At 32.1% G+C, this 24,965-nt stretch carries 15 protein-coding genes, 2 rRNA genes and 1 pseudogene; 13 read left to right on the forward strand and 5 right to left on the reverse strand.

Going from position 1 to position 24,965, the window contains the following annotated elements; all coding sequences use genetic code 11:
• Positions 1-227: 227 nt before the first annotated feature.
• Together EBB51_RS06395 and rrf are read left to right on the forward strand one after the other, a co-directional pair.
• Positions 228-3,127 (forward strand): 23S ribosomal RNA (locus EBB51_RS06395).
• Positions 3,128-3,199: 72 nt separating this feature from the next.
• Positions 3,200-3,316: ribosomal RNA gene (rrf, locus tag EBB51_RS06400) — 5S ribosomal RNA — on the forward strand.
• A 59-nt stretch (positions 3,317-3,375) separates the two neighbouring features.
• On the opposite strand, the gene EBB51_RS06405 is transcribed toward rrf, so the two are convergent.
• The gene (locus EBB51_RS06405; RefSeq protein ID WP_190285342.1) at positions 3,376-4,071 is read right to left on the reverse strand and encodes an FTR1 family protein; all 696 of its coding nucleotides are present in this window, start codon (positions 4,069-4,071) and stop codon (positions 3,376-3,378) included.
• 318 nt (positions 4,072-4,389) lie between these two features.
• Between EBB51_RS06405 and EBB51_RS13955 the strand changes: the two genes are divergently transcribed.
• From EBB51_RS13955 to EBB51_RS06415, 3 genes are all read left to right on the forward strand, one after another.
• On the forward strand, positions 4,390-4,524 hold the full coding sequence (locus EBB51_RS13955) for a hypothetical protein (protein ID WP_279221826.1): 135 nt from the start codon (positions 4,390-4,392) through the stop codon (positions 4,522-4,524).
• Between the two features lie 161 nt (positions 4,525-4,685).
• Complete coding sequence (pepF, locus tag EBB51_RS06410) at positions 4,686-6,467, forward strand: oligoendopeptidase F (RefSeq protein WP_123053702.1); 1,782 nt, start codon at positions 4,686-4,688, stop codon at positions 6,465-6,467.
• An 11-nt stretch (positions 6,468-6,478) separates the two neighbouring features.
• A complete protein-coding gene (locus EBB51_RS06415) occupies positions 6,479-8,236 on the forward strand; it encodes a helicase-related protein (protein WP_123053703.1) in 1,758 nt (585 codons plus the stop codon).
• A 199-nt stretch (positions 8,237-8,435) separates the two neighbouring features.
• On the opposite strand, the gene EBB51_RS06420 is transcribed toward EBB51_RS06415, so the two are convergent.
• Complete coding sequence (locus EBB51_RS06420) at positions 8,436-10,316, reverse strand: collagen-like protein (RefSeq protein ID WP_123053704.1); 1,881 nt, start codon at positions 10,314-10,316, stop codon at positions 8,436-8,438.
• A 162-nt stretch (positions 10,317-10,478) separates the two neighbouring features.
• On the opposite strand from EBB51_RS06420, the gene EBB51_RS06425 reads away from it, so the two are divergent.
• Together EBB51_RS06425 and EBB51_RS06430 are read left to right on the forward strand one after the other, a co-directional pair.
• Positions 10,479-13,721, forward strand: coding sequence for an SNF2 helicase associated domain-containing protein (locus EBB51_RS06425; protein WP_123053705.1), 3,243 nt, complete (start codon positions 10,479-10,481; stop codon positions 13,719-13,721).
• Between the two features lie 195 nt (positions 13,722-13,916).
• Positions 13,917-15,131, forward strand: coding sequence for a multidrug efflux MFS transporter (locus tag EBB51_RS06430; RefSeq protein ID WP_123053706.1), 1,215 nt, complete (start codon positions 13,917-13,919; stop codon positions 15,129-15,131).
• 52 nt (positions 15,132-15,183) lie between these two features.
• Here EBB51_RS06430 and EBB51_RS06435 read toward each other — a convergent pair whose 3' ends face one another.
• Complete coding sequence (locus EBB51_RS06435) at positions 15,184-17,097, reverse strand: ABC-F family ATP-binding cassette domain-containing protein (protein WP_123053707.1); 1,914 nt, start codon at positions 17,095-17,097, stop codon at positions 15,184-15,186.
• A 68-nt stretch (positions 17,098-17,165) separates the two neighbouring features.
• Positions 17,166-18,797 carry an NAD-dependent malic enzyme gene (locus EBB51_RS06440; protein ID WP_123053708.1) on the reverse strand — a complete coding sequence of 544 codons (1,632 nt, stop codon included), beginning with the start codon at positions 18,795-18,797 and terminating at the stop codon, positions 17,166-17,168.
• 229 nt (positions 18,798-19,026) lie between these two features.
• On the opposite strand from EBB51_RS06440, the gene EBB51_RS06445 reads away from it, so the two are divergent.
• Positions 19,027-19,665 carry an epoxyqueuosine reductase QueH gene (locus EBB51_RS06445; RefSeq protein ID WP_123053709.1) on the forward strand — a complete coding sequence of 213 codons (639 nt, stop codon included), beginning with the start codon at positions 19,027-19,029 and terminating at the stop codon, positions 19,663-19,665.
• A 215-nt stretch (positions 19,666-19,880) separates the two neighbouring features.
• On the opposite strand, the gene EBB51_RS06450 is transcribed toward EBB51_RS06445, so the two are convergent.
• Complete coding sequence (locus tag EBB51_RS06450; protein ID WP_123053710.1) at positions 19,881-20,495, reverse strand: 3'-5' exonuclease; 615 nt, start codon at positions 20,493-20,495, stop codon at positions 19,881-19,883.
• Between the two features lie 210 nt (positions 20,496-20,705).
• Between EBB51_RS06450 and EBB51_RS06455 the strand changes: the two genes are divergently transcribed.
• The 5 genes and pseudogenes from EBB51_RS06455 (at position 20,706) to EBB51_RS06475 (ending at position 24,891) form a co-directional block, all read left to right on the forward strand.
• Positions 20,706-21,380 carry a DL-endopeptidase inhibitor IseA family protein gene (locus EBB51_RS06455; RefSeq protein WP_123053711.1) on the forward strand — a complete coding sequence of 225 codons (675 nt, stop codon included), beginning with the start codon at positions 20,706-20,708 and terminating at the stop codon, positions 21,378-21,380.
• 113 nt (positions 21,381-21,493) lie between these two features.
• Positions 21,494-22,156, forward strand: a complete 663-nt coding sequence (locus tag EBB51_RS06460) for a hypothetical protein (protein WP_123053712.1) — start codon at positions 21,494-21,496, stop codon at positions 22,154-22,156.
• A gap of 338 nt (positions 22,157-22,494) precedes the next feature.
• Positions 22,495-23,487 carry an acyltransferase family protein gene (locus tag EBB51_RS06465; RefSeq protein WP_123053713.1) on the forward strand — a complete coding sequence of 331 codons (993 nt, stop codon included), beginning with the start codon at positions 22,495-22,497 and terminating at the stop codon, positions 23,485-23,487.
• A 22-nt stretch (positions 23,488-23,509) separates the two neighbouring features.
• Entirely contained in the window at positions 23,510-24,238 is a 729-nt protein-coding gene (locus tag EBB51_RS06470) for an alpha/beta hydrolase (RefSeq protein WP_123053714.1), read from the forward strand.
• A 187-nt stretch (positions 24,239-24,425) separates the two neighbouring features.
• Positions 24,426-24,891 (forward strand): annotated as a pseudogene (locus EBB51_RS06475) (DUF441 domain-containing protein).
• Positions 24,892-24,965: the final 74 nt, after the last annotated feature.

Below are 24,965 nucleotides of genomic sequence, written 5' to 3' on the forward strand. Positions count from 1 at the left end.
TGTAGAATTAAAAGATTCTTATAGTTATAGTTGGTGTAATAATATATCAACTAACAAACAAAAATTAATAATAGTGTATAACTTATTATTAATGAAATAAAAATTGATAGAAACGAACAGTACAAGGAAATGCCTGAGCGAGGAACGGAGCTTACTTAAGGTAAGTGAGTACTGCAGGGATGGCATTGACGCAGTAATGTGAAGTTTATAGCAATTTTTAACTTAAAGGTCAAGCTACAAAGGGCGCATGGTGAATGCCATGGCACCAGGAGTCGAAGAAGGACGTGATAAGCTGCGATAAGCTTCGGGTAGGCGCAAATAGCCTGTGATCCGGAGATTTCCGAATGGGGAAACCCACATGACTAACGTCATGTACTTTAAACTGAATTCATAGGTTTATAGAGACAAACCCGGGGAACTGAAACATCTAAGTACCCGGAGGAAGAGAAAGAAAAATCGATTTCTTAAGTAGCGGCGAGCGAAAGAGAAAGAGCCCAAACCAGGAACTTGTTCCTGGGGTTGCGGGTAGATCATAAACACTTTTATTTCCTAATTGAAGAGAGCTGGAAGGCTCCGCCGCAGAAGGTAAAAGCCCTGTAAATAAAAAGAAATTTAAGTTAGATCTATTCCAGAGTACCACGAGACACGTGAAACCTTGTGGGAAGCTGGGAGGACCACCTCCCAAGGCTAAATACTACCTGGTGACCGATAGTGAAGCAGTACCGTGAGGGAAAGGTGAAAAGAACCCCGGAAGGGGAGTGAAATAGAACCTGAAACCGTGTGTCCACAACCGGTCGAAGCACATTTAAGTGCGACGGCGTGCTTTTTGTAGAACGAGCCAGCGAGTTGCGGTATGCAGCAAGGTTAAATACTTAAGGTATGGAGCCGAAGGGAAACTGAGTCTGAATAGGGCGACTAGTTGCATGCTGCAGACCCGAAACCGAGTGACCTATCCATGGACAGGATGAAGCGGAAGTAAAATTCCGTGGAGGTCCGAACCGCGTTGGTGTTGAAAAACCATGGGATGAGCTGTGGATAGCGGAGAAATTCCAATCGAACTCGGAGATAGCTGGTTCTCCTCGAAATAGCTTTAGGGCTAGCGTCGAGATTGAGTAATGGAGGTAGAGCACTGAATAGGCTAAGGGCTGAAAACAGTTACTGAACCTTATCAAACTCCGAATGCCATATACTCGTATCTCGGCAGTCAGACTGCGAATGATAAGATCCGCGGTCAAAAGGGAAACAGCCCAGATCATCAGCTAAGGTCCCAAAGTGTAAGTTAAGTGGTAAAGGATGTGGGATTTCTAAGACAACTAGGATGTTGGCTTAGAAGCAGCCACTCATTTAAAGAGTGCGTAATAGCTCACTAGTCGAGAGATCCTGCGCCGAAAATGTCCGGGGCTAAAACTTACCACCGAAGCTATGGACTCGAAAGAGTGGTAGAGGAGCTTCCTGTATGGATTGAAGCTGTACCGTAAGGAGCGGTGGACTGTACAGGAGTGAGTATGCTGGCATAAGTAGCGAGAAATAAGTGAGAATCTTATTGGTCGAAAACCTAAGGTTTCCTGGGGAAGGCTCGTCCTCCCAGGGTTAGTCGGGACCTAAGCCGAGGCCGAAAGGCGTAGGTGATGGACAATTGGCTGACATTCCAATACCGCCAGCTTCCATTTGACAGATGGGATGACGCAGGAGGGTAGGATGTGCACACTGTTGGATGTGTGTCTAAGCACTTAGACGTGCCCAGAAGGTAAATCCGCTGGGATTAGTTGAGGTGTTACAGGGATTTCTTTTCTAAGAAAGAAGTATCCGATTCCACGCTGCCAAGAAAAGTCTCTATGGAGGAAACTGGTGCCCGTACCGCAAACCGACACAGGTAGGTGAGGAGAGAATCCTAAGACCATCGGAAGAATTGCTGTTAAGGAACTCGGCAAATTGACCCCGTAACTTCGGGATAAGGGGTGCCGTCCTTACGGACGGCCGCAGAGAATAGGCCCAAGCAACTGTTTAGCAAAAACACAGGTCTCTGCTAAAGCGAAAGCTGAAGTATAGGGGCTGACGCCTGCCCGGTGCTGGAAGGTTAAGGGGAATACTTAGCGCAAGCGAAGGTATGAACTTAAGCCCCAGTAAACGGCGGCCGTAACTATAACGGTCCTAAGGTAGCGAAATTCCTTGTCGGGTAAGTTCCGACCCGCACGAATGGCGTAATGATTTGGGCACTGTCTCAACAGCAAATCCGGCGAAATTGTAGTGCAAGTGAAGATGCTTGCTACCCGCAGTTGGACGGAAAGACCCCGTAGAGCTTTACTGCAGCTTAACATTGAGTTTCGGTATTGTCTGTACAGGATAGGTGGGAGACTTAGAAACTAGGGCGTCAGCCCTAGCGGAGTCATCCTTGGGATACCACCCTGACAGTACTGAGATTCTAACCGGAGGCCATGAAACTGGCCACGGGACATTGTTAGGCGGGCAGTTTGACTGGGGCGGTCGCCTCCTAAAAAGTAACGGAGGCGCCCAAAGGTTCCCTCAGAACGGTTAGAAATCGTTCGAAGAGTGCAAAGGCAGAAGGGAGCCTGACTGCGACACATACAGGTGGAGCAGGGACGAAAGTCGGGCTTAGTGATCCGGTGGTACCTCGTGGGAGGGCCATCGCTCAACGGATAAAAGCTACCTCGGGGATAACAGGCTGATCTCCCCCAAGAGTCCACATCGACGGGGAGGTTTGGCACCTCGATGTCGGCTCGTCGCATCCTGGGGCTGAAGTAGGTCCCAAGGGTTGGGCCGTTCGCCCATTAAAGCGGCACGCGAGCTGGGTTCAGAACGTCGTGAGACAGTTCGGTCCCTATCCGCTGCGGGCGCAGGAAATTTGAGAGGAGCTGTCCTTAGTACGAGAGGACCGGGATGGACTGACCTCTGGTGTACCAGTTGTTCCGCCAGGAGCACGGCTGGGTAGCTATGTCGGGACGGGATAAACGCTGAAAGCATCTAAGCGTGAAGCCCACCTCAAGATTAGATTTCCCATAGCGCAAGCTAGTAAGACCCCTTGAAGAACACAAGGTTGATAGGTCAGAGGTGTAAGCATGGCAACATGTTCAGCTGACTGATACTAATAGGTCGAGGGCTTGACCAAATTAACTTAAATCATTTAATTTGACTTTTAACTTAACTATACTGTGCAATTTTGAGAGAACAATTTCTCAAATCTGGTGACGATAACGTAAAGGCAACACTCCTTCCCATACCGAACAGGTAGGTTAAGCTTTACAGTGCCGATGGTACTTCAGGGGAGACCCTGCGGGAGAGTAGGTCGCTGCCAGGTATGTTAATACAGACACTAAGCGTTAAGCTTAGTGTCTTTGCTTTAGCGATAAATATCGATTACCTCTTAACGTATTTTTTTAGTTCACTCTTAATAAATAAAAATGCAACTGGTATACCATAAATTAGTTGACCTGCTAATTCTATAGAGTCTCCTGCATTTGGCATCAATTCTAAAAGTGATTCTCCAAATAAGCATGCCCCTATATAAATTAAGAATAGATTTAAAACAGTAAAGATTATATTAATGTTTAATTTAACGGCAAATTTAAATACTAGAAATGCTATTATTAAAGATATAACAAAACCAACTAATCCACCACTTAGTGTTAATAGTAAGCTCGTGTGCAAAAATGGTAAGAAGAAGATCAGTATTTCCAAGCTTTCTCTGAAGGTTGTTACAAAAGCTAAAATAAATAAACTATAGGCAGTAAAGTTATTTTCTTTCGTTTGTTTATAATCCTGAATACTTTTGGATTGTTTCTTGATTATTACTAAGCTAAAAAGGATTAATCCTGATAAGAATAACATTGTTGATCCCATAAAGAAATTTTCTGCATAACCTTCAAGTTTAGCAGTAGTATTAAATGCAACAATACCTGTAAGAACTGTTACAATCAATCCAGCAGTACCACCTACAAAGATATTCTTCATAAGTTTATTTTCACCAATCTTATATAAATAAACTGTAAGTGGAACGAGGATTAAAAACATCTCAAAAAACTCTCTGCAAGTAACTATAATTGGCATCATCATTTTATCATCCCCAATCGTTTTGTATATATTATGATGGAGAACATTAAAGAGTGAAAGAAATGTAGAGAAAAGCATGGAATATATAGAAGTATCCATGATAAATTTGTAAAATAATTAACTTAAATAAAATATTATATTATGTTATATGGAGGTAAAGTTAATTTATGTAGATTATTAAGTTGAATTAGTTTTTATCAATTATGGAAAATATTGATGATTAATTTTTCAATGATATAATATATTTAATAGACCGATTTGTAGAAGTAAAATATTTATTCATAATAATATATCAATTTTTCATAAGGAATTTATGTAAATATGAGTGATGATTATGTATTAAGAATTATAAAATCTATTGGTGAAGCTGCGACAAAAATATTTAAAAAAGAGGATACTAAGGAATTAAAGAATGTTGATATAAATTCAATATCTAAAAATGATATATTACCTTGAACTTGAATAAAATATTAAAGAAACTTTATATTACAAAACTATTATAAAAACAATAATGTAGTAATATAGAGTAAAAATCTTTATAATTAAAGTAAAATATGGGAAAACTAATTGTAAGGTTTCCTAAATATTATAATTATAGAAAAGGAGCATAATTTTATATGACACAGACAAAAAGAAGAGATGAAATATCAAAAGAAGATAAATGGAAGGTAGAGAAAATATATAAAAGTATAGAAAACTGGGAAAAGGATTTTGAAAAATTAAAATCTATGGCACCAAAATTAAGTGAATACGCTGGTAAATTATCTGAAAGTAAGAAGCTTTTAGAATATTTTAAGCTGGATGAAGAAGTTTCAAGATTGGCAGGAAAACTAGTTATTTTTGCACACATGAAAAATGATGAAGATACTGCTAATCCTACTTTTCAAGTTTTAAGAGATAAAATATATGCTTATAATGCTGAAATAGAAAGTATGGAAGCATTTTTTATTCCTGAAATATTGAGTTTGCCAGAAGGAACTATAGATAAATTTATAGAAGATGTTCCAGAACTAAATATGTATAAATTTTTATTAGAAAAAATTTTGAAAAAGAAGCCTCATGTTTTAAGTGTGGAGCAAGAAGAACTTATAGCATCAGTATCAGATTGTTTAAATGCCCCAGAGAAAATTTACAGTATGCTCTCTAATGCTGATATGACTTTTCCTAAAATAGAGGATGAGAATGGAAAAAGTGTTGAGCTTACCGATGTGAATTATTCAGGTTTCATAAGATCTAAAAATAGAACAGTTAGAGAAGAAGCATTTAAAGCTTTATTTAATACTTATAAAAAGTATAAAAATACCTTAGCTGCATCCCTTACTTCAAATATAAAAAATTTTGTCTTTATATCAAAGACTAGAAAGTATAAAAGTTCAATGGAATGTTCATTAAAGCCTAATGATATTTCTTTAGATGTTTACAATAATACTGTTGATACTATAAATAACAATTTAAAATCACTGCACAGATATGTAAGCATTAAAAAGAAACTTTTAGGATTTGATGAAATGCACATGTACGATTTATATGTGCCCCTAATAGATACTGTACAAGAACATATAGAATTTGATGAAGCAGTGAAAATAGTAAAAGAAGGATTAAAGCCTTTAGGAGAAGAATATTTAGATATATTTGATGAAGGAATAAAGGATGGATGGATAGATATATATCCAAACAAAGGCAAAAGAGGAGGAGCTTATTCCACAGGGGATTATGATACTATGCCTTATGTACTTTTAAATTATGACTATAAGCTTACAGATGTTTCTACTTTAGCACATGAAATGGGTCATTCTATACATTCTTATTATTCGAGGAAAAATCAACCTTATATATATTCAGATTATTCTCTTTTCTGTGCAGAAGTGGCTTCAACTACTAATGAAAGCTTATTAATGCATTATTTAATTGACAGTGAAAAAGATGAAAAAAGAAAGCTTTATCTTATAAATCAAGAATTAGAACAAATTAGGACTACTGTATTCAGACAGGTTATGTTTGCTGAATTTGAAAAAATAACTCATGAAAAAATAGAAAATGGAACACCACTTACAGGAGACGACTTATGTAAAACTTGGAGAAATTTAAATGAAAAATATTTTGGACCAGATATGGTTGTAGATGAAGAAATAGATATGGAGTGGTCAAGAATTCCTCATTTCTATTGGGATTTTTATGTATACCAGTATGCTACAGGTTATGCAGCAGCACATTCTTTTGCTAATGCAATATTGAAAAATGGAGAAAAGGCAGTAGAATCTTACAAGGGATTTTTGAAGAGCGGATCCAGTGATTATCCAATAAATGTACTTAAAAAAGCAGGAGTAGACATGACTTCACCTAAGCCTTTAGAGGATACTATAAAGAGATTTGATGAATTATTAGATATGTTAGACTAGGAGGACAATCTATGAAAAGAGGGGCAGTGGAAAGAAATTTTAGAAAGATAAAAAATCAAATACCTCAAATAACAGAAATAGTAAATCACACTAAAACAAATGCACTGTGGAAACATGAGGCTTCTGTAAGAAAGAAAATAAGACAGCTTAAAGAGTTTGAAGAGGCTGACTTTAGAGACTTTAAGGATGTTTATGAAAGTTACTTAGAAATATTGGAATACATATCTGAAAGGCTTTTGCAGGACTACAATAGAAAAAATAGTACTAATTTTAATTTTAGTGAAATAGCAGAACATAATTATAATAGTTATTTAGATTCAGGAATAATCAGCGTACTTATAACTAAGCATATACCTAAGCTTGTATCTAAAGAATTTGATAATGTGTTTCCACCTAACCCCAAGGATGAATATGAAGATGCCAGAAAGATTGTAAGAAAATTCTACCTCCATCTAGGAGAAACTAATACAGGAAAAACTTATAATGCAATGCAGAGACTTAAGAAGGCTAAAAAGGGAATATACCTTTCACCACTTAGAATATTAGCCCTTGAGAATTATGAGAGGCTAAATTCAGAAGGTGTAAGATGCAGCCTTATGACGGGGGAAGAAGAAATAATTGTAGAAGGAGCACAGCACATATCCTGCACTATAGAAAAATTAGATATTCATGAAGAGTATGATATAGCAGTTATAGATGAAATTCAAATGATAAATGATGATCAAAGAGGAGCAGCATGGACACGAGCTTTGCTAGGATTAAATTGTAAAGAAATACATGTTTGTGGAGCTATCAATAGTAAAGATTTATTGATTGACATAATTGAAAATTGTCAGGATCAATATGAATTTAAAGAATATAAAAGAAACATACCTCTTGAGATGGAATATAATTCTTTTTCACGTAAAGATATTCAAGATGGAGATGCACTTGTAGTATTTTCTAAAAAAAGAGTATTAGAATTAGCATATTATTATGCAAACTTAGGTATAAAAGCAAGTTTAATTTATGGAGATTTGCCTCCTGAAGTAAGAAGAAAGCAGTATGAGCAATTTATGAATAAAGAGGCAAAGATATTAATAACTACGGATGCCATTGGTCTTGGAGTGAACCTTCCAATTAAAAGAATAGTGTTTATGGATGTTAAGAAGTTTGATGGCAGTGAGGTAAGGTATTTGAAGTCTCAAGAGGTAAAGCAAATTGCAGGAAGGGCAGGAAGAAAGGGAATATACAACGTTGGATATGTGGCATCCTATGGAAACACTCAGAAATTTATAAGTGAGATGATAAATGCATCAGATCAAATTATACATGAGGCAGTTATAGGACCTAGTGAAGCGATACTTAGAATAAAAAGTTTACCTCTAAAAGAGAAGCTTGCCCTTTGGAGTACCAGAGCAGAGAAGATAAGTTTTTATAGGAAGATGGATATTTCTGAATATATTATAGTACTGGATAGTATAAAGTCCTACAAATTAGATGAAAGAACTCAATGGATGCTTCTAAAAATACCTTTTGATGTATTAAATTCTACTATGATGGATAGTTTTTTAGCTTATGTGGATGAGTTATTTATTGCTAAGATGGATGTTATTTCAAAACCTATATGTTTGGTAAAAGAACTCTATGAGCTTGAGCTTTATTATCAGAAAATAAATCTATATTATTCCTTTTCAAAGGTATTTAATTTGAATTTTGATGTTGAATGGGTTTATAGTGAGAGAATCAAGATAAGTGAAGAAATAAATAACATATTAGTTAGAATATAATCACAAGTTTTGAACATTAGGCTTTTTCAATAATGAATTTTACAGAATTGTTTTTACTCAAACATGCTGAACTTGCTTGCTGGATTAGGCAGCTTTGGGAGAGTAATATTATCATACATAAGCTAATTAAAGGCATAATTAAACCACAATTCTTTATTTAAGATGGAAATGAGAAACTCATTTCCATCATTAAAATCTTTTATTTTATATCCTCTACATGACAAGTTGAAACTATTATATTATTGGAAAGTAAGGCTGCTCCATAAGCTGTAGCTTTAACTTTTTGATAGCCAGTATTTGTTCCACCAGCTACTACATTGACCTTACATCCAATTAGTGATTTGAGAGTTTTTCTTACAGCTCTTTCACAGTCTGCTTCGCTGCCTTTAGGAAGATTATGAGGTACTGGAAGGAAGCAAATCTTTAATCTTCCATCATGATCTATGAGGCATCTGTTTCTAACAGTTATAGATGCTATTTTACAGATGTTTATTCTGTTAGTAATTTTTCCACAGTTTGAGAGTAATAATATACAACTATTTCCTCCCTTAGGAGTTAATCCACATGGTACACCAGATACATATCCTCCATTTTCATAGGCTACATCGATTATTGCATCAGGGAATAAGCACATAATTTGTTCTAGAATATTTCTCATTTGATTTACACATTTACATTCACTTGACGGACCAGGACGACCGGGATCACCTTTGCAGCCAGGGTCGCCTTTAGGACCTCTAGGACCCCTAGGACCAGGACAGCCGCATTCGCCGTTACAGCCGGGATCACCCTTATGACCTCTAGGACCTCTAGGACCAGGACGACCGGGATCACCTTTGCAGCCAGGGTCGCCTTTAGGACCTCTAGGACCAGGACAACCGCATTCACCGTTACAGCCGGGATCACCCTTATGACCCCTAGGTCCTCTAGGGCCAGGACAACCGGGATCGCCCTTATGACCTCTAGGGCCGGGACAACCAGGATCACCTTTGCAGCCGGGGTCACCTTTAGGACCTCTAGGTCCCCTAGGGCCAGGACAACCGCATTCACCGTTACAACCAGGATCACCTTTATGACCTTTAGGTCCCCTAGGACCAGGACAACCGGGATCACCCTTGCAGCCAGGATCGCCTTTAGGACCTCTAGGTCCCCTAGGACCAGGACAACCGCATTCACCGTTACAACCAGGGTCACCTTTAGGACCCTTAGGTCCTCTAGGACCAGGACAGCCGGGATCACCTTTGCAGCCAGGGTCACCTTTAGGACCTCTAGGTCCCCTAGGGCCAGGACAACCGCATTCACCGTTACAACCAGGATCACCTTTATGACCTTTAGGTCCCCTAGGACCAGGACAACCGGGATCACCTTTGCAGCCAGGATCGCCTTTAGGACCTCTAGGTCCCCTAGGACCAGGATAGCCGGGATCGCCTTTACAACCCTTAGGTCCTTTAGGACCTTCACAACAAACTATTTTTACTTTACATTTGCGGTGCTTTTTATGGCAATTACAATCGTCATAGTCTTTTTTATCGCAGTCATCATAATTTTTTTCCTCGAAACATATATCTTTATCATCTTTTGCATTATATTTATAATCTTGAGAGTCAGAATCCATATCATCATTTAAGTTATCATCATTGGGTTTTTCCCCATAATTCTCTTCGCCTTTAGAATTATCATTATCAGAATCTATATCATCATAATCTTCAATATCGAAATCTGTTTTAAACTCTTCAATATTAGAAGTTAAGTCTTCAGCTGAGTCCTCATCTGAGTCATCATATTTTTTTTCGCCTAAGTCTACATTAATATAGTCACCTTCATCAGAATCTGTTTTGGTATCATATTCGTAATTTACGTCATCATTAGAATCAAAATTCTCGTCATAATTAGTATTATAATTTGAATCGTCATCATAATCACTATAATTTACATCATCATAATTTATATTATTATAGTAATCATCATCGGAATGTGTATCATAACTAGTTCTGTTTTTATATTTGTCATATATTTTATCAGTATAGTTATTATCATTAGAATCTTTATCGTAGTTAGGTAACTTTTTATAATTTCTCATTAATCATTTTACCTCCTTGAGTATATAAGCTAGCAAAATTTTTAGCAATTCCCTTGATTTATTTTATGATGGATATTTTAGAATGACACTAATGATACAAATAAATGAAGTTTATGTTATAATTAAAGAATTTGAATATTAAAATTCTAAGGAGAAAATGTTTTGAAAAGAGATATATTATTTAAAATATTTAATAAACAAACTAGTGGTAAAAATTATGATAAAGTACAGAGAATTCTTGAGAATGACCTTGTGTCGTTTTTAAATATTAAAAATGATGAAAATTTAATTTATGTAAATGGAACTGTAGTTTCAGAAAGCTTATTTAGTGAGTACAATACTAAAATTGAAATAGATGCAAAAAATAAAAGCATTTTTTCTACTTATTGCAGTTGCCCAGATTACGAAAATAATGAATTTAAAAAGGTTAATTATTGTTGTAAACATTTAGTGGCAACTTTTTATAAGGCCCTAGATGATCTTGCTAAAAATCCTCTTTTAAATGAAAAAAGTGTTTTAAATGAAAATATCTTTAAAAAAGATGATAGTAAGCTGCATATGCTTTTAGGAGATGAAAGAGATAAAGAAGAAATAAAGATAGAAGTTTATATAAATAAAGTGGAATGGGATGATAGACTTAGAGCTGAGTTTAAAATAGGAATTAATTCTATGACATCTAGGAATCTTTATATTTTGAAAGATATCGACAGGTTTTTACTATCATATGACAATAAGATACCAATAACATATAGTAAAAATTTCACATTCAATATTAGAAATCAAAAATTTAGCACAAAAGATAAAAGACTCATTGACTTTATTAAGACGTTGAAAGATATGGAAGGAATACATAAGTACGTAAATAGAAGTTCAAATAAATATATAGATGGAAAATATATAAACATTCCAGAGTATTTAGTTAGAGATTTTTTTGAAATAATAAGTGCTCACAGAGTTTACTTAAATGATGGATTTTTTTATAGAACATTGGAAACAGAAATACTATTTGAAAATCCTCCTATAGATTTTAATTTAAAGCTTGAAAAAGGCAAGTATATTTTGAAATCTAAAGGCGGAATGCCAATGGTCTTAAGTTCGAAAAATGATGTTTTTTTGTATGGTACTACCATATATTTACCTGATTATGACTTTTGCTTTAAGATAAATCCTTATATTGAAGTATTTAATAAAAACGATAGTGTTGATATGGAAAATTCCGAAGAGGAAGTAATACTTAGAAGGTTAATTCCAGATCTTAATTTTTTATCATCTGACGTAATTTTGTCAAAGTCAATACAAAATAAAATAGTAATCGATAAATGCAGCTTTAACTTTTATTTTGATAAAGAAGGTAGAAATATAGTTTTAATATTAAAGGTTAAGTATGGAAAATACGAATTCAACATATTTGAGGATTGTAAGGATAAAATTATATATAGGGATACTAAAAGTGAAAATAATGTACTTAAACTTTTAAAAAGTTTAGGTTTTGACAAGGCAGATGAAAAATTTTATTTTATAAGAGATGATGACTATATATTTTCATTCTTTAAAGATAAAATAGAAAAACTTCAAAAAATAGGAGATGTCTATTATTCAGAAAACTTTAAAGGTATAAAATCTATTGGAAAAAATGGTATTGAAGCAAATATAAAGCAAGGTAAATATGATTATTTTGAAATGAACTTTAAAATAGGAAATATTGATTCTAATGAAGTATCAGATATTTTAAAGGCATTTAGAGATAACCTTAAATATTACAAACTTAAAAATGGGGAATACCTTGACTTAGAAGAATTGGAACTTAAAAATTTTCTTAAGTTTTTAAATATAGCATCCTATAAAGGTATAGATGAAAATAGTATTCAAATACCTAAAAGTAGAGGGATTTTTCTAGAAAATTTTATAGAAGAAAATAAGCTTAGATATATAAAGGGTAAAAACGAATTAAAGGAAATAAGGGATAAGTTTAAGAATATAAAGAAGTTAAAATTTGAAGAGCCTCACGATTTAAAGGCAAATCTAAGAGAATATCAAAAATTTGGGTATAACTGGTTTAAAACCATTGAATACTTTGGACTTGGTGGAATTCTTGGAGATGAGATGGGACTTGGTAAGACAATTCAAATTATTGCCTTTTTACTATCCAATAAGGGAAGTAAATCTCTTATTATAGTTCCAACGTCACTAGTATATAATTGGGTAAATGAATTTGAAAAGTTTGCACCTTCGGTAAAAGTAGCTGCTATCAATGGACAGAAGGAAGAAAGGGAAGATTATCTTAAAAACTTGTCAAATTATGATGTAGTTATTACAACGTATAATTTATTAAAAAATGATTTGGATATTTATAGTAACCTCGAATTTGATTATTGTATATTAGATGAAGCTCAATTTATAAAAAATTCTAATTCCAAAAATGCAATAGCTGCTAAGAAAATAAAGGCAAGAGTTAGATTTGCTCTATCAGGAACGCCAATAGAAAATTCAGTTATGGAACTTTGGTCTATATTTGACTTTATAATGCCAGGTTACTTGTATGATGAAAAAACTTTTAGTGTAAGATATTATAAAAGGTTTAAGGATGAACCTGAAGTATTAGATGAGCTCAATAAACTCATAAGTCCATTTATTTTGAGAAGAAGAAAAAAAGATGTTATAAAGGAATTACCTCAAAAGATAGAAAAGAAGTTTATGGTGAAATTAAATGACGAACAAAAGAAGATTTATAAGACATACGCAGATTATGCAGTAGATCTTATCAAAAAAAAGGTAAAAGATAATGAATTTAAAAATTCTAAAATAGAAATACTTGCTTATATAACAAAGTTGAGACAGCTTTGTCTTGACCCTGGAATACTTGTAAAAGATTATAGCGGCGGAAGTGGAAAAATAGAAGCTTTAGTTGAATTACTCCGAAAAAGTATAGAACAAGGGCACAGAATACTTGTTTTTTCACAGTTTACATCTGTATTAAAGGTTATAGGAAAGACAATTAAAGATTGTGGAATTTCATTTAGTTATTTGGATGGATCAATTTCTTCCGAAAAGAGAATGAAAACTGTAGAAAAGTTTAATGAAGGTCAAAATTCAGTTTTTTTAATAAGTTTAAAAGCTGGGGGAACAGGACTTAATTTAACTTCTGCAGATGTAGTTATTCACTTTGACCCATGGTGGAATCCAGCAGTAGAAGAGCAAGCTACTGATAGGGCGCATAGAATAGGGCAAAAAAATGTAGTTGAGGTTATAAAGATTATAGCAAGAGGCACAATTGAAGAAAAAATAGTAGCTCTCCAAGAAGAAAAGAAAAAACTTATATCTGAACTCATGGGAGATGAATTATCTCAAGGCAAGAATTTTGCAAGTTTATCGGAAAATGAAATATTGGAGTTATTTAGAATGTAATATGAATTTAAAATGAACTTATAGGGAGAAAATTGTTGAATATGAAAGGAATCTGTAAAAAAAGTAAACCTCAAGCTTAAAACTGCATAAAAATGAGACTTTTTCTAAAGTTATAATTGATATACAATATATTATGGATTATTTAAGCTAAAATTTGAGCTAAAGTGTATAATTTTAGGAAGAAGGATTTTGTAATTGAAGTTATGGAAAAGAAATTTAATAGTTTGTTGGTTTGGAAGTTTTGTAACGATGATAGCACTAAGCCAGATAGCTCCAATATTGCCTATTTATATAAAGCAATTTGGAATTAATGATACAGCTTTTATTGAACAGATATCTGGGGCAGCATTTGGTGTTACATTTGTTGTTTCAGCAATATTTTCTCCAATCTGGGGACATGTTGCAGACAGAGTAGGAAGGAAGCCAATGATTTTACGTGCAAGTCTTGGAATGGCAATTGTTGTATTTGGCATGGGTTTTGCAAGGAATGTGTATGAATTAGTTGGATTAAGACTTATACAAGGAATTATATCTGGATACTGCTCTGCATGTACTACTCTTGTAGCAACGCAAACTGAAAAAGAACATGCAGGATGGGCACTTGGGGTGCTTTCAACAGCAGCACTTTCAGGTTCACTTTTAGGTCCTATGATTGGAGGATATGTTGAAGAAGTATTTGGTATTAGAAATGTGTTTTTTATAATGAGTATTCTTCTTTTGATTGCATTTATAACAGCACTTCTATTTGTAAAGGAAGATTTTGTTCCTTCACACGAGAAAGATCTCAATATAAAGGAGATATGGCATCTTATACCGAGAACTGATTTGATGGTTACCATGTTTGTAACTTCTTTTATAATGCAGTTAGCATGCTACTCTGTAGAACCTATTATAACTGTATATATATCTCAGCTGTCTAAGAGTTCAGAACACATTGCACTTATTGCAGGTATCACATTTTCAGCTTCTGGTCTTGCGAGTATACTAGCTGCGCCTAAAATTGGAAAAGTATCTGATGAAATAGGACCTGAAAAGATTATGTTTATATCTCTTCTATCAGCTGGAATTGTTTTTATACCTCAAGCTTTTGTAAAAAATCCACAGCAGCTTACTATACTGCGTTTTATATTAGGACTTGCAACAGCTGGACTTGTTCCATCAGTTAATACTTTAGTAAAAAAGATAACTCCAGATTCTTTGACTGGAAGAGTATTTGGATTCAATATGTCAGCCATGTATTTAGGAACATTTTCAGGATCGATTTTTGGAGCACAGATAGCAGCTCATTTTGGAATAAAGTATGTTTTCTTTACTACAAGTTTATTGTTATTTGCAAATGCAATATGGGTTTATGAAATGGCATATAGAAAGTTAAATTCAAAGCTGCATAAGTTCTCTACTGCTCATTAAGACAAATTAATTGAGATAAATTTAAAATAAAAACATCCAAGAAGGATGTTTTTTAAATATTTTTTTTATTAGATTGTATTTTTTCGTTGAGCTCAGTTAAGTAAGTCCATCTATTTATTTTTTCATCTAAATCTTCTTCTAGAGAATTTTTTTCAGCTAAGAGTTTAGAAAGAAGCTCATAATTTGATGAAGCTCCCTGCATTTCTGCTTTCTTTTTATCTAATGCTTCTTCCAAATTTTCTATTATACTTTCAATTTCATTAAATTCAAGCTGCTCCTTATATGTAAATTTCAAAGGCTTTTCATTTTTTGACTTATAATCTTTTTTATTAGAAACTTTTTTAGTATTACTTTTTTCTTTTTCTTTATTACTTTCCATTTGATGAAAATAAGAATAGTTACCTGTATATTGAGTTATTTTTCCATTACCTTCGAAAGAAAATATCTTATCAACTATTTTATCAAGAAAGTATCTATCATGAGATACCGTTATGACAGCACCATTGAAGTCTTCAAGGTAATCTTCTAGGATTGTAAGTGTTTCAATATCAAGGTCGTTTGTTGGCTCATCTAATAAAAGTACATTAGGATATTCCATGAGTATCTTTAAAAGGTAAAGCCTTCTCCTTTCTCCACCTGAAAGTTTAGAAAGTGGAGTCCATTGAACAGATGGATCAAATAAAAATTTTTCGAGCATTATTGAAACATTTATCTTTTGACCTTCTGATGATAAAGCGTATTCACCGGTATCTTGTATATACTGAATTACTCTTTGATCCATATTCATATCAGGAATTTGCTGCGAATAATATCCTACCTTTACAGTTTCACCTACGCTTATACTTCCAGTATCAGGAGTTATATTTCCATTTAAAATATTCATTAGCGTTGACTTTCCACTTCCATTTGGTCCTATAATTCCTATTCTATCATCATTTAGTATATTGTAAGAAAAATCATTTATGAGTAATTTATCAGCAAAACTTTTACTTATATTGTCGATATTTATAACTTTTTTACCAAGTCTTGTACTTTGAATGTTAATTTCAAGTTTTGAATTATTTAAAATAGGTTTTTCATTTGTCAGCTCTTCAAATCTTTCTATCCTAGCTTTTTGTTTTGTGCTTCTTGCTTTAGCACCTCTTTTTATCCAGGCAAGTTCTTTTCGTATTAAGTTTTGTCTTTTTTTCTCATTGGTATCTTCTTTTTCAAGTCTTTCTTCTTTTTTCTCAAGAAAAGTACTGTAGTTTCCAATGTAACTATAGAGTTTTCCTCTATCAAGTTCCAGTATTTTATTAGTTATCTTGTCTAAGAAAAATCTATCATGCGTTACCATAATGAGAGATCCAATTCGATTATTTAAAAATTCTTCAAGCCATTCTATAGTTTCATCATCAAGATGATTTGTTGGCTCATCAAGTATTAGAATATTTGATGGAGTTATAAGTGTAGAAGCTAAAGCTATTCTCTTTTTTTGTCCTCCAGATAAAGTAGAAACTTTTGCATCAAAATCATTTATTCCAAGCTTTGTTAGAATAGTTTTAGCTTGACTTTCAATTTCCCAAGTATTTTTAGCATCCATCTTTGAGTTTAAATCAAAAAGTTTATTTTGAAGCTTAGTATCTTCAGGATTTTCTCTGATCATTTTAAGGGTACCTTCATACTCCCTTAAAAGATTCATTATAGGAGAATTGCCATTAAAGACTTGCTCAAGTACTGTTAAATTACTTCCGCTGAAATCAGAACTTTGAGGTAAATATCCTATAGAAGCTTCATTTGATTTTGTGATTTTACCACTATCAGCTGCTTCAAGTCCTGCAAGTACTTTTAGAAGTGTTGATTTACCAGTACCATTTACACCTATAATTCCTATTTTATCTCCTTCATTTATACCCAGCGATATATTGTCAAGCAGTATTTTTTCACTATAACTTTTACTTATATTTTCTGCAGTTAGCAAATTCATTTTTACACATCCTTTGTTGTATGAGCTTTATATTATATACAACTTTCTAATTTATCAGTTAATAATTTTTAACGGTAGTATGCTTCCCATATTTCACTTTCAACTGCTTCTTCTGCATCCTTTATTGGAGCACGATTGATACCTTCATCCACTGCTGCCTTTACAACAGCAGTTGCTACAAGTTTGGAAGCATCTCTAAGTCTTGACACTGGAGGTAGAAGAGGTGCTCCGGGTTCTGATATATCTTGAAGAGAAGCTATGCCGTGGGCTGCAGCAGATAACATGTTATCTGTAACCACTTTTGATTTTGCAACTATTATACCAAGTCCAAGTCCAGGGTATAGAAGGGCATTATTAGCTTGACCAATTGTGTATGTAATTCCATTGTATTCAATCGGATCAGATGGACTCCCAGTTACAACTAAAGCTTTTCCATTAGTCCATTTTATTATATCAGAAGCTTTTGCTTCAGCAAGTTTTGTAGGATTTGATATAGGTAAAATTGCAGGTCTTTCATTTATTTTTGCCATAGCTTTTATAACGTCTTCTGTAAAAGCTCCATGAACTCCAGATGTCCCTATTAACACAGTAGGTTTAACTGTTCCTATTATTTTCGTAAGATCCTTTAATGGCTTTTTAAATTCATGTCTTGGATGTGCATATTTTTTCTGACCTTCTGTTAAGTCATCCATGTCATCTGTGATTAAGCCATTACGATCAACAAGATAAAATTGACTTCTTGCTTCGTCTTCTGATAAACCATTTTTTATTTTTTCTAAAAGTATTTGATCTGATACTCCAACACCAGCAGTACCAGCACCGAATACGACTATTCTATGGTCCTTTACAGGAATTTTAGTCGCCCTTGCAACTGCATTTAAGGCTGATACCATCATTACCCCTGTTCCTTGTATATCATCATTGAAAGTACAAATATTTTTTCTGTATTTTTCAAGAATTCTCCTTGCATTTCCACGTCCAAAATCTTCCCAATGTATTAAAGTTTCAGGGAACATTTCAAGAGAAACTTTTACAAACTGATCAATGAAGTCATCGTATTTTTCCCCAGTTACTCTTTCGAATCTGTTTCCAAGGTACATAGGATCGTCTAATAACTTTTTATTGTTTGTTCCTGCATCTATTACCACAGGTAAAACATTTTTTGGATTGACTCCAGCGGCTATTGTATATACTGCAAGTTTACCTATTGAAATGTCAACGCCTTGTACTCCCCAATCACCTATTCCAAGCACTCCTTCACCATCTGTTACAACTATTAGTTTTATTTCATCTAGATCTTTTATAACTGTTTCTATAGACTTTCTAATGTTTTCAGGATGACTTATTGAAAGAAATACTGCATCTTTTGGAGTATCAAATTTTTTAGAATAGTTTATTACAGCATCTCCTATAGTTGGAGTATATACAATTGGTAAAAATTCAACAACATGTCTGCCAGCAGTATAGTAAAACAATGTACGATTTATATCATATAAATTCATTAAAAATATATGCTTTTCAAGTGGATCATCAAAGGATTTAAATCTATCATATACTATTTTTCCTTGATCTTCTATTGTTGTTACGTTATCTGGTAAAAGTCCAACAAGATCATATTTTATTCGTTCATCTTTTGTAAAGGCAGTGCCTTTATTTAAAAAGGGGTTTCTGAGTAAATTCTGTCCTTTTAAGTTAATCATTTGTAAAATCACTCCTTAAAATATTTGTTTTAAATAGTATTTCTAAGTTTTTAATATTATATTATTTATTATACTTCTCTATCCTCTAAATAAGAAGTATTGTTTATTTATGATGCCATAAATAATATTTATAATATCATGTAAATTTGATATTTATCTATTGTATAAATATAATATAATATTGGAACGTAAACATATTTTTAGTTTATTAGGAGGAAAACAATTTTATATGAATATAAATTATCAAAAAAAGCTTGATGAAATTATAAAAGAATTAGATGATAATGGAGAAGTTCCTTCATTACTTTTACACAGCTGCTGTGCACCATGCAGTAGTTATGTCATTGAATATTTATCTGAATACTTTAAGATAACAGTTTTTTATTATAATCCTAACATTTATCCTAAAGAGGAGTATTTAAAACGTAAAGAAGAGCAAAAACAATTTATTTCTTCTATAAAAACGAAATATAAAGTAAGTTTTATGGAAGGGGACTATGATGATGAAAAATTTTATATGCTTTCAAAGGGACTTGAATCCGAAAATGAAGGTGGAATAAGGTGCTTTAAATGTTATGAATTGAGACTAGGAAAGACTGCAGAAATTGCAAAGAAAATGAATTTTGATTATTTTACGACTACCTTATCAATAAGTCCATATAAAAATGCTCAAAAATTAAATGAAATAGGAAAAAATCTATCAGAAAAACACGGCGTTAAGTATTTATATTCTGACTTTAAAAAGAAAAATGGATACAAACGTTCAATTGAACTTTCAAAAGAATATCATTTGTATAGACAAAATTACTGCGGATGTATATTTTCAAAACACGCAAGAGAGCTTATGGATAAAATTAAGAATTGTTAACTAATAAAAAATATAATTTACAAATTATTCATAAAGTAAACAATTATTTAATATATATGACACATTGCTGTAACAATATGTGTATATAATAATTAATATAAGTAAGCAACTTTGATAAATGTTGAATATAATGAGTCCCCATTATTATGTAAACATATAGTTGTAAATAAGTACTAGCTTTATAGCTAGTACTTATTTAGTATACAAACAAATTTTTAGCCATTTTCAACCATCCTTGAAAAATATCTTTTAGGAATAAATCCTCTTTTAATCCCCTCTGTTACTACTAAATATGCAGCTGTGGCATCAAATCTGGCATCATGGAAATTTCCAGTACCTTTAAAGTATTTTTTACTAAAGAAATTTATATCTGAATTTTGTATATGTAAAAATCTTATAACTTCCTCAAGTTTCGGCGGCTTACATTCATTGTACTTATTTTTAAGATTACATATATTTTTATAATAATTCATAGTACAGAAGATATGTTTAGAACCTAAGACTTCATTACAAGTTTCAAGTTCAGAAGATAAAAATTTAATATCAAAATTTACATTGTGACCTATCAAAATATCTGAACTTTGAAAATCATATAAAAATTTATCAAGTTGATCTTTAAAATTTTTCCCGCAGCTCAGCTTATGTAAAACTTCAACACTAAATCCATGAATTTTTTCTGCGCTTGGATCAACATAATCTACAGCAAAGAAAATATTCTTACCAATAGTTTTTGTTGGCTTCGTACTCGTATCAACAAGAATATAGCTGAGCTGACATATGTTACCAGGCCTTAAGCCGGTTGTTTCTGTATCGAAAAATATCATCTTCATTAAAAAAACTTCCTCCTAAATTTAATTTCTCATTTATTATAACATTTAATTGCTTTTTTAGGACTAGTTCACTATGGTAATATATTCATCGAATGATTTTAAAATAAATCTCCAATCATATATTTATAAGAGTGTTTATAAAATATTAATATGAAATAAATTTGTTTAAATATTTAATAGCTTTTACTGCTATGTTTGGGGGGGATGTAAATGAAAAAAATTGTGGCATTTGGTGCTGTAGTTGTCATATTAATGGGTGTAAAAAATTTTCATGTTATTTATAATGACATTTCTGATGTAAAGACAGATATCTCATCTAATCTAGATGAATTCCATTTGTCAAATCATAATAAATATGATGATAAAGCAAGTATTCCAGTGATTATTAACAATGATATCAAATATAATTTAAAAGATAACTTAATCATTTCAAATGATGATATCAAGAAAATTCTTTTGGATGGTGATGAGTCATTTAAAAAAATTTTTAAAATTAAAGTTGATGGAAATTCCTATATAAATATTTCGGGGAAAAGTTATGCAAAAGTAATAGATAACATGAATAAGTATGATTCAATGTATGAGTACCTGAACAAAAAATATAATTTAAAAGAGTGTTATACTGATGAATTTATAAGAAAAATAATAAGCTGTGTTTTCAAAGATATTGATGGAAGGTGCTATATGCTTTATGGTAATCCTGAACCTGCAGTTATTGTAAAAGACTCACAAATTGTGTCAAAAAAGTTTTATAATGATAAAATATATGTGGTAATTAAAGATAATTGTTCTAATAATAAAAGCGGTATATATGCTCATGCTGTATTAACCTACAATGGTAATAAGTGGCTTATAGATAGGTTTGACAATTGGGGAATTAAATGAAGTATTGTATAATAAAATTATTATAGTTAATAAAGATGAACATATAAACTACGAAAAGAAATTAGAGACATAAAATAATATTTAATTTACTGTTTATAAATTAGGAGGAAATCATGTACCATACGGGTTTAGTTCAATCAATTTTTTTAGCTGCAGCTGTTTTATTATTTATTCTAGGATTATACTTAATCTTTATAAATAAAAAATTTAAAGTGCCAGGTATAATATTTGCGACTTCTTCTATACTATATTTTGGTCTGACATTTTTATTATATAATTCACAGCTAAAGCTTAATAATGCCAGCTCTCAAAGTTCTAATGCAATAAATTATTCTCCAAATACAGCTGTCAGCAGTTCAACACCTGTAACTTCTTCGAGTACGCAGCCTTCAAGATTTTTAAATATTCCAACTGCTGCAGTACAAAATACAGATATCAAGCCGTTAGCTGCTGTGATAGCATCAGATGTATCACAAAATTCAAATGCCAATGTTAGTAACCCCAATTTTACTGCTAAACTAGACAATCCCAAGCCTACAATGGGACAAACTATTAATATAACTGTAACAGGACCTGCAGGAGCATATGTATATGCTATAGCAAATTATAAAGATACTTCAGTTTCAAATTCTGGAGTTATAGGTAGTGATGGTACCACTAAGATTTCATTTGCAATGGGGAATGCAAAACCTGGTGATACTGTTAAAGTTGATGTAATGGCACCATATAGTGATAGTAACTATTCAACACAACTATCTTTTACCGAAGCTAACTAAAAGATACTTTGTTATAATTAATTGTAACATTTAACTTAATTAATCCATATTATTATATTGTACAATAAATTAATTAGGGGTAAATTATAGATAGCCCTTTCCAAATAAAGAATTATTTTATTTAAGTTATTAAATATAAGTTTACCCCTAATATTTGTTACAATAGCACTTAATTTTAGATGGGTGCTTTTTTTATAAAGTAAAAAACCTGATGAAGATATAATTTATAACTATAATAAAAGTATAAATTTAATTAATTAATATACTATGATGCTGAAACAATGCTATTATATAATATGTAAGTGTTATTAAGTATTATTATGTAGAGGAAGTTTCAGATGAATTTAAGAAAACATAGAATTTATTATTTTGATAATTTAAAGTTATTATTAATTATTTTAGTAGTTATAGGACATACTTCGGAGCCATTAATTAGTTCATATAACAATATTAAAGTGGCATATATGTTTATATATTCGTTTCATATGCCTCTTTTTGCTTTTGTTTCGGGATACTTTTCCAAAAGTATAAGTGATAGTAAAAAGTTTCCAAATAAAATAAATAATATTATTATACCATATATTATTTTTCAGCTGCTATATTGTATATTCAATATATATGTGCTCAAAGTACCAAATTTTAAAATTACTTTGCTGTATCCTTATTGGAGTATGTGGTACCTTCTTTCACTTTTTATCTGGAGTATAATACTGCCGTATTTCTCTAAAATAAAACATCCAATATTAATAGCATTTGTCATTTCCATAATAGGTGGATATGATGACAATGTTGGATACTATCTAAGTTTATCAAGAACTATAACATTTTTTCCATATTTTTTAATAGGGTATTTTTGTAAAAAGGAATACATTGATATTTTGAGAACACGTATTAAAAAAATAAATGCAATATTAGGATTACTAATAGTTTGGTTTTTTATAGATTTAGTAAGTCCTAAAATTGATTATAGATGGTTTTATGGCAGCTACCCATACTCACAATTAAATGGACTTGGTTATCCTAAATTTATGATAGGTATATTAATGTACATACTAGCAATAATTACATCCATTTGTGTGTTAGCTTTAATTCCAAGTAAAAAGTTGATTTTTACAAACTTAGGTTCAAGGACTATGGGTGTATATGTATTTCATGGATTTATTATTAAATTATTAGATAAATATAACTTCTTTAGTTATTTAAATTCTTTTACAAGTAAAATATCTATTATATTAATTTCACTACTCATTGTTGTGATATTTTCATCTAAAAGGATAAGTGAAATCACTAGTATAATAGCTTGCCCTAGAGTATTGAAACAAGTAAGTTAAAATTTTTATGTAAGGAGATAACATGGTTTTTAAAGAATTTGGTAATTGCAATATGCCAGTTATAATTTTTATACATGGTGGCGGACTTTCATGGTGGTCATGGAAAGTACAAATTAAAAAACTTGAAAGAGATTATCATGTGATTGTACCAGTTATTGATGGACATGGTGATGATTATAATACTACATCTATGAGTATAGAAAAATCTGCCGAGAAGATTTTAGAGTATATAAATGAGAACTGTAATGGAAGAGTTTTTTTGATTTGCGGATTTTCTATTGGATCTCAAATTACTGTTGAAATATTATCTAGAAAATGTGATGTAACAGAAAATGCTTTGGTGTGTCCAATGGGAACTATTTTGCCTGTAAGTTTATTTATGTCCAAAATATTTTATGGGCCTATTAAAAAAAGATGGTATTCAAAAGTCCAAGCTAAGGCATTAAAAATACCTGATAAGTTATTTGAAACATATTATAAAGATAGCTCGAAAATGACAAAAGAATCGCTTATAAATATGTTAAGAAGTAATGGAACATATAATATACCAAAAAATTTACATAAAACAAGAGCAAAAGTGCTTATAATAGTCGGTGAAAAAGAGTTGAAAATTATGAGAAAGTCAGCAGTACTTTTACATAATACTATTAGAGGCAGTATTTTAAAAGTTATACCCAAAAGTCAATATGGGGAAATTAGTTTAAGGTATCCAAGTAAATATTTGAGTTTATTAAAAAGATTTTTCATATGAATTGTGCGGTAAAGAAAAACCTTATATTACAGCTATTATATATAGAAGAAAATATTGATCAGATAAAAAGAAACAAAAGAAGTGGTTAACAATATGCAGAATTTACGTATTAATTTTTAACTTGCGAAGCTTTGCTTCGCAAGATCCAGTTTACTAATTATAAAATATAAACAGGAGGTTGTTTAATTTGGAATCAAATATTATTTTAATTGTATTATTGTTAGCTGCTGTAATCGATAGAGCTAATTCTGTTGCTTTAGCTATATGTGCACTTCTATTTTTAAAACTGCTCAACGTAGATAAATACATATTCCCTGCACTACAAAAGAATGGTGTATCCTGGGGTGTTGTAATACTTGCAGCATCTATATTAATACCTATTGCAAGTGGAAATGTAAAATATTCAAATATAAAAGGTGTTTTCACTTCATTTTTAGGTATATTTGCCCTATTAGTTTCTTTATTTACAACTTATTTAAGTGGACTTGGCATGCAGTACCTAACCAGTTCAAGGTCACAGTGAAATCATGCCTGCTTTAATCATAGGTGCTATAATTGCTGCTGTATTTCTTGGAGGTGTTCCTGTTGGTCCTATGATCACATTTGGAATAATAGCACTTGGACTTAAAGCATTTCATAAAATAGGCTTTTGAAACAATATTGACAAAATTATATCTCCAATATATAATTTAACTAACCGGTTAGTTTTATTTTAATAGGAGGAATA

The organism is Clostridium sp. JN-1 (genome assembly GCF_003718715.1).
In the GTDB taxonomy this organism is placed as follows: domain Bacteria; phylum Bacillota; class Clostridia; order Clostridiales; family Clostridiaceae; genus Clostridium_AV.